The following is a 10575-nucleotide window of genomic DNA, read 5'->3' as shown; positions in this document are numbered from 1 at the left end:
CGGTCTCGCCGGGCGCGGCGGCGGAGCCGGTCGCTGCGCCGGAGCCGGTCTCGCCGGGCGCGCCGGGCCCGGCCGGAGTTATCGGCGCGGCCGGCGCCGAGGGCGCCGGAAGTGTGGCGGACATGGTGACGACCCTAGGAAGGAGGAGGGTCGTCCGACTGACCGGGAGTCAGCCGTAGGGTGAACGCGGCGTCACGATGCGATAGCGGAGGGTCCCGGTCCGGCGGCGGAGCGTATTCCCAGCGTTTTCGCAGGTAAGAAGGGAGTGAGCCAGGACACGTGGCCCGCGTGTTCGGTGGCATGATTCACCGGCTAGCGTTTGTCGTCGACCAGAAGGGCTGAGCCCGAAGAGCGGTGGACCGGTAACTACGCGGACGACGGACAGGACAGGCACGGTGCAGAGGGCGTGAACATGGTGCTCGGCTCCCTGGAGACGTCGTGGTTCTACCTGCTGGCCCTGCTGGCGGTCTTCTCCGACGCGTTCCTGCCCTTCGTCCCCAGCGCTTCCATCGTGGTCGCGGCCGTGCTGGAGTCGCGTGAGGCACACGCCCCCCTGCCGCTTCTCGTCGCCGGTGTGGCGGCGGCCTCCTTCGCCGCGGACCTGGTACTGCTGCGGCTGGGCCGCAAGGGAGGCGCACGGGCGCGCCGCTGGATCGGACGCCGCGCCGGGACCCTGGAGGCGGCGGCGACGGTCCTGTCCGCGCTGGAGCGCAAGCCCGGCCGCACCGTGGTGATCGCCCGCTTCGTGCCCGGCGGCCGCAGCGTGCTCGACCTCGCGGTCGGCACGGCGGTGTCGCCGCCGCGCTACTTCCTCCGCTGGTCGGCGATCTCGGCGACGGTCTGGTCGCTCTACGTCATCGGCGTCGGCTGGCTGAACGAGAACGCGTTCAACACGTTCTGGTTGAGCCTCGCGGTCTCCTTCGCGGCGACCACCACGATCAGCGCGTTCGTCGCCCGCAAGGTCGCACGGCAGCGCGCCCGCAACCGCGCCGCGGCCGTCGCCGCAGAAACCCTCGCCGAAGCGGCGTAGTGCCTTGTGGCGACGGTTCAGTTGCACCACCTCAGGGGCGCGGAGAACTGCGCGAGCAATCACCGGCGTGCGCAGGGCCCTGCTCACTGAAGACCTCTGCTCATCGGCGGCTCGTCGTGCGAGCCCCGCGCCCCTGGCTCCCCTCACTTGCCCAGGAGCAGGTCCGCGATCCTTCCCGCGGGGCCGGGAGCCGTAAGGATCGAGTAGTGGTTGGTGTCCGGGACCACCTCGAAGGGGAGGCGGAGGGTGTCGACGCCCGCGGCGGCGATGCGGGAGGCGTCGAGGAGAGGCTGAGGTTCGTTCAGGAGGCCGCGTTCCGCGAGGAGGAGATGGGACGGGGCCGGGAGCTTGTGGACCGCCCCCAGGAACTCGGCGTCGAAGACGCCCACGCCGTCCGCGCGGACGGCGTCAAGGACGCAGGAGGAGCGCAGCGCCGGCTCCTCCCCCACCAGGTCGCGCTGGAGGTAGGCGTCGACCGCGTCGGACCACAGGCCGCCCACGGCGGGATGCGCCTGCCAGAACTCGCGGTAGGCCTGCCGGGAGGCGAAGGTCATGGAGAGCCGCGCCATCGCGGGGCCGAGGACGGCCGTGAGCAGCTCGTCGCCGGTGAGGCCCGGAGGGGGTGGGAAGCCGACGCCGCCGTCGACGAGCAGCACGGACGAGAACAGCTCCGGGTGGCGGACCGCCGCGACCGCGGAGACGTAGGCGCCCATCGAGTGGCCGGTCAGGGCGACGGGGCCGCCGCCCGCGAGGGCGTCGACCACGGCCGCGGCGTCGTCGGCGTGGTGCCCGATGCCCCACGGGCCGCGGATGCCCGCGCTCGCGGCCCTGCCGCGCAGATCGGGGGCCAGGAGGGTGGCCCGGCCGTCCAGTGCCTGGGCGACGGCCGCCCAGGCGAGGCCGTTGGCGGTGATGCCGTGCAGGGCGAGCACGACGGGAGCCTCGGGACTGGACGCGGGCCAGCGGAGGACGGCCAGCTCGCCTCCCTCCACCGGGACGGACAGCTCCTCGACGCTGCCCTGAGCCGACCGGACGGACGGAACTGCACTCATGCCTGTGCTCCCCTCGAAACGGCGCGGATGCGCAGTCGGGCCGGCAGGCCCGCGACGCCGCCCGGCAACGCGTAGACGATGATCACGAACAGCACCCCCAGCAGGAACAGCGGCTGCGACAACGGCACCCGCAGCACGGACGGCAGGCCCGCGATCGTCCCGGAGCCGGCCAGGCTCGCGAGGCGATGCTCCGCCCAGGTGTACAGCACGCCGCCGACAAGCGGACCCCAGCGGGTCCCCGAACCGCCGAGCACCACCATGACCAGCAGGGACAGGGTGAAGTCGGAGGTCGTCGTCTGCGGCGTGGCGCCGCCCGTGAGCAGAAGGTAGACCACGCCGCCGAGCGCGGCCAGGGCGCCTGCCAGCACGAAGGCCACCAGCTTGAATCCGTACGGGCGCAGGCCCAGCACCTCCACCCGGCGTTCGTTCTCGCGGATGCCCTCCCAGACGCGGCCGATCGGCGAGCGCACCGCCCACTGGACGGCGGCCAGGGTGACGACGAGGTAGGCCAGCGCGATCCAGTACAGGTTGGCCGTGTGCTGGATGCCGACGAGGGACGCGGGCAGACCGGTCGCGGCGAGCCCCTCCTCGCCGCCGGTCACGCCGCCCGGGTCGCGTTGGACCAGGATCGATCCGGCCTGGGCGAAGGCGAGGGTCACCATGGCGAAGCCGATGCCGGTCATCCGCAGGCTGACCGAGCCGAGCAGGGCGGCCAGGGCGAGCCCCGCCAGCAGGCCCAGCGCCGCGGCGAGCCAGAAGTTCAGCCCGGCCTGCGTGAGCAGCAGGCCGGTGGCGTAGGTCCCGGCGGCGAAGTAGAGGGCGTGGCCGAAGGAGAGCAGCCCGGTGCGGCCGAGCAGCAGGTCGTAGCCGGTGGCCAGGGCGCCGAAGACGAGGCACAGGGCGAGCAGTTGGAGGCTGCCGGGGCTGCCGATCGGACCGTCCAGCAGGCCGGGCAGCGGCAGTGCGCTGTACGGGAGCAGGACCAGCACGACCAGCACCAGGGCGGGCCACCAACGCCGCAACAGGGCGGGGACGTTCACGCGAGCCTCCCGGTCAGGCCGCTCGGGCGCACCAGCAGCAGCACGGCGAGCATGACCACCACGGACAGGTCGCCCAGTCCCGCGGTGCTGTAGTAGTTGGCGAACTGCTGGACCAGCCCGACGACGACGCAGGCGACGGCCGCGCCGCCGACCGAGCCGAGGCCGCCCATCACCACGACGACGAAGCCGAAGATCAGCAGCGCGCTGCCCTGGGTGGGGTCGACGGAGCCGAAGTACAGCCCAGCCAGGCCGCCCGCGAGGGCGGCGGCCGCGCCGCCGATGGCGAAGACGAGGGTGAACGCCCTGCGGACGTCGATGCCGAGGGCGGTCACCATGGCCCGGTCCTCCACCCCGGCGCGCACCACGAGCCCGTGCCGGGTGCGGCCGAGGAAGAGCCGCAGCGCGAGCAGCACCACCAGGGCGGCGCCGATCAGGACCAGCCGGTTGACCGGCACCGACGCACCCAGCAGCGTGAACGTCCCGGCGAGCGCGGCCGGAACGGGAAAGGTGCGGGCGTCGGCGCCCCAGATCGCGGAGAGCAGCGCGGGGACGGCCAGACCCACCCCGACGGTGGCCAGCACCTGTTCGCGCGGCCGCCGGTAGAGCGGCCGGATGAGGCCGAGTTCGAGCGCGACGGCCGCCAGGGTGCCCACGGCGGTGCCGAAGAGCAGCGCGAGCGGGAACCCGAAGGAGTGGCTCGCCGCCCACCAGGTGGCGTACGCGCCCACCGACAGCAGCGCGCCGTGGGCGAAGTTGAGCACGTCCATCAGGCCGAAGATGAGCGAGAGCCCGGAGGCGACCAGGAAGTAGAGCGCGCCGAGGCCGAGGCCGGTGACGCCGAGCAGGACGACGGTGGACATCAGTGGTCTCCCCCACTCTCAGGACCCACCAGGTCCTTGGGAACGTCCGCCCGGCGGCCGACGCCGAGCAGGGTGCGGGACTTCTCGGCGTCCGCGAGCAGGTCGGCCGCCGGACCGGCGTGGGCGGTGCGGCCGTCCGCGAGGACGACGCAGTGGTCGGCCAACCGCCGTACCAGCGCCAGGTTCTGCTCGACGAGCAGGATTGGCACGGCCTGCGCGGCGCGTTCGAGGGCGACGGCCACCTCGGTGACGACGCGCGGCGCGAGCCCTTTGGTGGGCTCGTCGGCGATGATCAGCCGGTTGCCGCGGTTGAGCAGGGCGCGACCGATGGCGACCATCTGCTGCTGACCACCCGAGAGCGTGCCCGCGGCCTGCCGGGCGCGCTGCTTGAGCTCGGGGAAGAGCTCGTGGACCAGCCCGTAGGCGGGATCGGGATCGCGCTCGGCCAGGCGCAGGTTCTCCGCCACGGTCAGCGCGGCGAAGACGCCCCGGTCCTCGGGTACGTAACCGATGCCCCGCCGAACGATCTGATGTGTCGTCAGAGCCACTGTCTCGTCGCCGTCGTAGCGCACGGAGCCGCTGCGCGGCACGAGGCCGAGGATGCCGCGCACGGTCGTCGTCTTCCCCGCGCCGTTGCGGCCGAGCAGGGCGGTCACCCCGGCCGCCACCACGTCGAGGTCGACGCCGTGCAGGATGTGCCGGCCGCCGACGACGACTCTGAGGTCCCGCACGCCCAGAAGAGGAGACGTCACAGCCCCTCCCCCAGATAGGCGAGTTGGACCGTCTCGTCGGCCATGACATGGTCGGGCGCGTCGAGGGCGAGCAGCGTGCCGTGGTGCATCACAGCCAGACGGTCGGCGAGGCCCAACAGGACGTCCATGTGGTGCTCCACCATCATCACGGTGCGGCCCTCGTCGCGGTGCAGCGAACGGATCAACTCCGTGAGGGCGGGCACCTCTTCGGCGCTGACGCCGGCCATCGGCTCGTCCAGCAGCATCACCCGCGGGTCGCCGACGAGCAGCACGGCCAGCTCCAACTTCCGCTTCTCGCCGTGCGAGAGGGCGCCGGCCAGGGCGTCGGCGCGGTCGGTCAGGCCGGTGCGCTCCAGTGTGGCGTCCACCTCGGCCGTGAACGGCCGGGCGCGCCGCCAGAGTCGGAACGAGCCGCCCTGGGCCGCCTGCGCGGCGAGGCGCACGTGGTCGGCGACGCTCATGCCGGGCCAGAGGCTGGACGTCTGGAAGGTGCGGCCCAGCCCGCGCCGGGCGCGAGCGTGCGGGGCGAGGCGGGTGATGTCCGCGCCGTCCAGCGCGATGCGGCCCCGGCTCACCGGGTTGAGGCCGCTGACCAGGTTGAACAGCGAGGTCTTGCCCGCCCCGTTGGGGCCGATGAAGGCGAGGAACTCGCCCTCGCGAACCTCCAGCGAGACGTCGTCGAGGATCACGGCGCCGCCGACGCTCCAGCCCACGTCGGTGAGCTGGAGCACCGGCGGCGTCGGGGGCGCGGTCGTCACGACGGTCAGCCCGCCATCTGCTTGACCGGCGGGGCGACCTGCTCGGGCGTGAGCGAGGCCAGCAGCTTGGGCTGGGCGGCGGCGCCGGAGCCGGTCAGCGTGGCCTGGAACATCGGCTGCAGCAGCGCGTGGTCGGCGGCGCGGATCTGCTCGGGCCCCTTGGGGCCGTCGAAGGACCAGCCCTGCAGACCCTTGACCATCGCGCCGGTGTCGCTGTCCGACGCCTGGAGCGCGTGGACGATCATCTGGGCGGCGGTGAAGCCGTCCGGCGAGAACAGGTCCGGCGTGCCGCCGTCCTGCTTGACGCCGTTCAGCATGGCCGTCTCCACCGGGTTGTTCCCGCCCGCGCCCGGGAAGTAGTGGGCCAGGAAGGAGACCTTGCTGCCCGCGCTGCCGAAGATCGGGTACGAGGCGGTCCCGGCCAGGCCGGTGACGACCTTCGTCGACCCCAGCACGCCCTGCTGGTCCAAAGCCGTCCACAGCGCGGGCGCGGTGGTGCCCGCCCAGGCGACGTAGACCAGGTCCGCCTTCGCGGACTTCACCTGCTGGGCGAAGGGCGTGAGGTCGGTCGCGCTCGGCGGCGCGAGCACCTGCGTGACGGTGGCCCCCTTGGGTCCGAGCACCGCCTTGACCGCGGCCACGTTGGCCTGCCCGAAGGCGCTGTCCTGGGCGAGCACCAGGATCTTCTTGCCGCTCGGATCCCCGACGAAGGAGCCCGCGGCCGCGATGTCCTGGTAGCTCTCGCGCCCGGAGCGGAAGGTGTACTTGTTGGCGCCCGTCAGCGCGTCGGTGGCGGCCGGACCGGCGACGTAGAGGATCTGGTTCTGCGCGGCGAGCGGCGCGAGCTGCAGGGCCACGCCGGAGTCGGTGGTCCCGGCGAGGATCTTCACGCCCTTGCCGATCAGGTCCTTCGCGTCGGCGACGGCGGTCGCCGGGTCGCCCGTGTCGTCCTCCTCGATCACGTCGATCTTGTGCCCGTTCACCGCGCCGGTGCCGTGGGTGGCATAGGCGAGGCCCGCCTGGAAGCCCTGCTCGTACTGCTTGCCGTAGTCGGCCAGCAGGCCCGTCTTCGAGTAGAGCAGCCCCACCTTGACCGGTGCGGACGCGCTGCCGCCGCCCGACTGCGCGGTGCCCGCCGTCCCGGCGGAGGCGCACCCGGCGGCGAGCAGGGCAGTGGCCGCGGCGACGGCGAGGACGCCTGCGCTGCGTCTGACTGGGCGGGACGGGCGGTCGACGGTCATGGCCGGCTCCTCGGTCTGCGGGGTGGATGCCGGAACCGTAGGAGCGCGGCCTCCTCGGGGACATGTGAGCGGACACCGCATCGTCCGCGCGAAGCATGTGGCCGGCCGACATGGTTGCGGCGAACGGCCGGTGGCGAAGGTGGACGGGCTTCCCCCTCCCCCTCCACTCCATCGAGGAGCGCTCATCCCATGGACAAGGTCATCGCCACCGCGGCCGAGGCCGTCGCGGACATCCCTGACGGGGCCTCACTCGCCGTCGGCGGGTTCGGACTGTGCGGGATCCCGTCGACGCTGATCGCCGCGCTGGTCGCCTCCGGTGTCCGCGGCCTGCGGGTCGCGTCGAACAACTGCGGGGTGGACGACTGGGGGCTCGGCCTGCTGCTGCGCGAGGGCCGGATCGCGCGGATGACCTCGTCGTACGTGGGGGAGAACAAGGAGTTCGCGCGGCAGTACCTCGCAGGCGAGCTGGAGGTCGAGCTCGTCCCGCAGGGGACCCTCGCCGAGCGGCTGCGGGCGGGCGGCTGCGGGATCCCGGCGTTCTACACGCCCGCGGGAGTCGGCACGCAGATCCAGGAGGGCGGCCTGCCCTGGCGCTACGGACCGGACGGAGGGGTCGCCCTCGCCTCGCCGCCCAAGGAGGTGCGCACCTTCGGCGGCCGGGACCACCTGCTCGAGGAGGCGATCACCGCCGACTTCGCGCTGGTCCGGGCGGCCGTCGCGGACCGGCACGGGAACCTCGTGTTCCACGCGGCCGCCCGGAACTTCAACCCGCTGGCCGCCGCGGCCGGGCGGACCACCGTCGTGGAGGCCGAACGCATAGTCGAGGCAGGCGAGTTGGACCCAGACGCGATCCATCTGCCCGGCATCCACGTCGACCGCGTCGTCCTGGCCGCAGCCGATCCGTCCGACAAGCGCATCGAACGCCGCACCACCCGACCCGCCGCCACCCCGGAGAGCTGAACCATGATCCCGACCCTCACCCGCGACCAGCTCGCCGCACGCGCCGCCGCCGAGCTGCGCGACGGCCAGTACGTCAACCTCGGCATCGGGCTGCCGACGCTCGTCCCGAACCATCTCCCGGCAGGAGTCAGCGTCGTGCTGCACTCGGAGAACGGCATCCTCGGCACCGGCCCCTACCCCCTCGCCGGGACCGAGCATCCGGATCTGATCAACGCCGGCAAGGAGACCGTGACGGTGCTCGACGGCGCGTCGTACTTCGACTCCGCCGCCTCCTTCGGGATGGTCCGCTCCGGGCGGGTGGACGTGACGATCCTCGGGGCCATGCAGGTGTCGGCCGAGGGCGACCTGGCCAACTGGATGGTCCCCGGCAAAATGGTCAAGGGGATGGGCGGAGCGATGGACCTGGTCCACGGCGCACGGCGGGTGGTGGTCGTCATGGAGCACACCGCCAAGGACGGCAGCCCGAAACTGGTGCGCCGCTGCACCCTGCCGCTGACGGGCCGCCGCGTGGTGGACCGGGTCATCACCGACCTGGCCGTCTTCGACGTCGACCGGGACGGCCTGCAGTTGGTCGAGCTCACGCCCGGCGTGAGCGTCGAGGGCCTCCACGAGGTGACGGAGGCCCCGTTCCGCGCGTGAACGTCAGTCGCTGAGCTGCCAGTTGATCGGGTCCTGGCCGAAGTCTGCGAGCGCCTTGTCGATCTGCGAGAACGGCTTGCTGCCGAGGAAGTGGCGCGCGGAGAGCGGCGACGGGTGGCCGCTCTGCACCACCACGTGGCGGGAGGCGTCGATCAGCGGCAGCTTCTTCTTGGCGTAGCCGCCCCAGAGCACGAAGACCACCGGCTCCGGCCGGGCGTTGACGGCCTTGATGACGGCGTCGGTGAACTTCTCCCAGCCCCTGCCCGCGTGCGAGCCGGCCTCGTGGGCGCGGACCGTCAGCACCGCGTTGAGCAGCAGCACGCCCTGATCGGCCCACTCCTCCAGGTTGCCGTGCCCCGGCGCGGCGAGGCCGAGGTCGGTGCCGAGCTCCTTGTAGATGTTGCGCAGCGAAGGCGGCACCTTGACGCCGCGGCGGACGGAGAAGCACATGCCGTGCGCCTGGTTGTCGTCGTGGTACGGGTCCTGGCCCAGCAGCAGCACCTTCACCCGGTCGAGCGGCGTGTGCTCCAGGGCGGCGAAGACCTCGCCCCGGGGCGGGAAGACCTGCCCGGCGGCCCGCTCGGCGGCGACGTACTCGGCGAGCTCGTGGAAGTAGGGCTGCTCCACCTCGCCCTGGAGCGCCGCGCGCCACGACTCGGGCAGCACGAACTCGTCGGTGGGAGCGGTGTTGGACATGCGGGATCCTCCGGGCGTCGCCGTCTGGCTGTCTGTCGTTTCGGGCTGACTCGACGTGGAAACGCTATCGCCCGTCACTGACACCTCGCCTCGCGCGGGTTGCCGCCCTGCTCGCCGGGCCGCCCGGCGCGGACGGCCCGCATCCGCTCCAGGTCCACGGCGATGCCGTCCAGGACGCGGTCGAGCCCGGACTCGAAGACCTGGTCCTGGTCGGGGTGGTGCTCCGCGCCGTGGACGTAGCTCGACAGCAGCGGGTGGCGTCCCTCCGCCAGCACGCCCATGAGGTAGGGGCCGACGGCGCTGCGGTACTCGTCCTCGGTGACGCCGGTGCGGCGGATCGTCTCGGCCTCGGAGATCTCGCTCATGACGAAGCCGCGTACGTACGCCATCACCGTCTCGCCGAGGCGGGCCATCGCGTCGATGCCGATCCCCTGGCCGTCCATCGCCGCCAGCATCCGCTCGGTGTTGTCGAGCACGTTCGGCCCGAACGGGGGGCGGGAGGCGGAGACGCCGAGCACCCACGGGTGCCGCAGCACCAGCGCCCGGTAGCGCAGGGCGATGCCGCGCAGCTCGGCGCGCCACTCCCCGCCGTGGGGCGGGCGTTCGCCCTCGCCCATCACCTGGTCGATCATGAGGTCGAGCAGGTCGTCCTTGGTCTCGACGTAGCGGTAGAGCGACATGGTGCCGACGCCCAGCTCGGAGGCGATGCGCCGCATCGACACCGACTCCAGCCCCTCGGCGTCGGCGAGGGCGACGGCGGCGTCGACCACGGACTCCACGCTCAGGGACGGCTGGGGCCCCCGGCCGGTGCCGCGGGTCCGGGCCCACACGGGCGTACGGGCTTCCGCCAAGACGGCCTCCTCGAAGCGGTTGCGTACATTGTACGCACCCGACTCAGCGGACGCCGCTCAGATGGGCGAACAGGACCACGTTCCCGGTGTACTCGTGCTTGCTCCGGTCGAAACCTCCGCCGCAGGTGACCACGCGCAACTGCGCGCCCGGCGCGGGTCCGTAGACCTGCGCGGCCGGGAATCCCGCCTTCGGGAACTCCTGCACCCGGTCCACGGTGAAGACGGCCGTACGGCCGTCGAGCCGCGACACGTCCACCTCGGCGCCCGGCCGCACGGCCGCGAGGTCCCAGAACACGGCCGGCCCGGTGGTGGTGTCCACGTGCCCGACGACCACGGCCGTCCCCGCCTCCCCGGGCGAGGCGGAGTCCCGCAGCCAGCCCGCCGTGCGCGGGAGCGAGAAGGGCGGGAGCTCGGCGGCGCCCTTTCCGTCCATCCCGAGCCCCAGCAGCGGCGCGTTGAGCCGCACGGACGGGATGGCGAGGGCGAGCGGCGTCGACGCCGGCAGCGGGCTCGGCCCCGTGGCGGACGACGCGGCCGGCCGGGCCGGCATCACGGCGTCCGACCCCGACCCGCTGCGCGCGGAGTCCGCGACCCGGGCGACGCGCGTGGCCTGCGCGACGGTGTGCCGCAGGCCGCCGACCCCGTACACCACCCCGCCGAGCGCCACCGCGAGCAACCCGACGGACACCCCTCCCA

General features: G+C 73.0%; 12 protein-coding genes. 3 read left to right on the top strand and 9 right to left on the bottom strand.

What is annotated here, in order from left to right:
- The first annotated feature begins 412 nt into the window (after positions 1 to 412).
- Complete coding sequence (locus TR48_RS39570; RefSeq protein WP_236652507.1) at positions 413 to 1030, top strand: DedA family protein; 618 nt, start codon at positions 413 to 415, stop codon at positions 1028 to 1030.
- 143 nt (positions 1031 to 1173) lie between these two features.
- Here the strand turns inward: TR48_RS39570 and TR48_RS37150 are convergent, their stop codons facing one another.
- The 6 genes from TR48_RS37150 to TR48_RS37125 are packed head-to-tail and all read right to left on the bottom strand — an operon-like array spanning position 1174 to position 6733.
- Positions 1174 to 2082 (bottom strand): alpha/beta fold hydrolase, encoded by a 909-nt coding sequence (locus TR48_RS37150; RefSeq protein ID WP_042375086.1) that lies wholly within the window; start codon positions 2080 to 2082, stop codon positions 1174 to 1176.
- Positions 2079 to 3122 (bottom strand): branched-chain amino acid ABC transporter permease, encoded by a 1044-nt coding sequence (locus TR48_RS37145; protein WP_042375085.1) that lies wholly within the window; start codon positions 3120 to 3122, stop codon positions 2079 to 2081. Before TR48_RS37145 ends, TR48_RS37150 begins: the two co-directional genes overlap by 4 nt.
- Positions 3119 to 3982, bottom strand: coding sequence for a branched-chain amino acid ABC transporter permease (locus TR48_RS37140; protein WP_042375083.1), 864 nt, complete (start codon positions 3980 to 3982; stop codon positions 3119 to 3121). The genes TR48_RS37145 and TR48_RS37140 overlap by 4 nt, the downstream gene beginning before the upstream one ends.
- Positions 3982 to 4734: an ABC transporter ATP-binding protein gene (locus TR48_RS37135; protein WP_042375081.1), complete on the bottom strand. Its 753-nt coding sequence runs from the start codon at positions 4732 to 4734 to the stop codon at positions 3982 to 3984. The genes TR48_RS37140 and TR48_RS37135 overlap by 1 nt, the downstream gene beginning before the upstream one ends.
- On the bottom strand, positions 4731 to 5492 hold the full coding sequence (locus TR48_RS37130) for an ABC transporter ATP-binding protein (RefSeq protein ID WP_236652506.1): 762 nt from the start codon (positions 5490 to 5492) through the stop codon (positions 4731 to 4733). Before TR48_RS37130 ends, TR48_RS37135 begins: the two co-directional genes overlap by 4 nt.
- Before the next feature lie 5 nt (positions 5493 to 5497).
- On the bottom strand, positions 5498 to 6733 hold the full coding sequence (locus TR48_RS37125; protein ID WP_042375080.1) for a substrate-binding domain-containing protein: 1236 nt from the start codon (positions 6731 to 6733) through the stop codon (positions 5498 to 5500).
- A gap of 189 nt (positions 6734 to 6922) precedes the next feature.
- Here TR48_RS37125 and TR48_RS37120 point away from each other — a divergent pair, with 189 nt between their 5' ends.
- Entirely contained in the window at positions 6923 to 7693 is a 771-nt protein-coding gene (locus tag TR48_RS37120) for a CoA transferase subunit A (RefSeq protein WP_042375079.1), read from the top strand.
- A 3-nt stretch (positions 7694 to 7696) separates the two neighbouring features.
- Positions 7697 to 8332 (top strand): 3-oxoacid CoA-transferase subunit B, encoded by a 636-nt coding sequence (locus tag TR48_RS37115; RefSeq protein ID WP_042375078.1) that lies wholly within the window; start codon positions 7697 to 7699, stop codon positions 8330 to 8332.
- A gap of 3 nt (positions 8333 to 8335) precedes the next feature.
- Here TR48_RS37115 and ung read toward each other — a convergent pair whose 3' ends face one another.
- From ung to TR48_RS37100, 3 genes are all read right to left on the bottom strand, one after another.
- On the bottom strand, positions 8336 to 9028 hold the full coding sequence (ung, locus tag TR48_RS37110) for a uracil-DNA glycosylase (RefSeq protein WP_042375077.1): 693 nt from the start codon (positions 9026 to 9028) through the stop codon (positions 8336 to 8338).
- Between the two features lie 74 nt (positions 9029 to 9102).
- The gene (locus TR48_RS37105; protein WP_042375075.1) at positions 9103 to 9879 is read right to left on the bottom strand and encodes a TetR/AcrR family transcriptional regulator; all 777 of its coding nucleotides are present in this window, start codon (positions 9877 to 9879) and stop codon (positions 9103 to 9105) included.
- Between the two features lie 43 nt (positions 9880 to 9922).
- Positions 9923 to 10575: class F sortase (locus TR48_RS37100; RefSeq protein WP_236652505.1), on the bottom strand; the 653-nt coding region annotated here is incomplete at its 5' end.

It is taken from the genome of Streptacidiphilus neutrinimicus, from assembly GCF_000787815.1.
GTDB classification, from domain to species: domain Bacteria; phylum Actinomycetota; class Actinomycetes; order Streptomycetales; family Streptomycetaceae; genus Streptacidiphilus; species Streptacidiphilus neutrinimicus.
The sequence above is the reverse complement of the archived record's forward strand: the minus strand, read 5'-3'. Positions and strand labels throughout refer to the sequence as shown.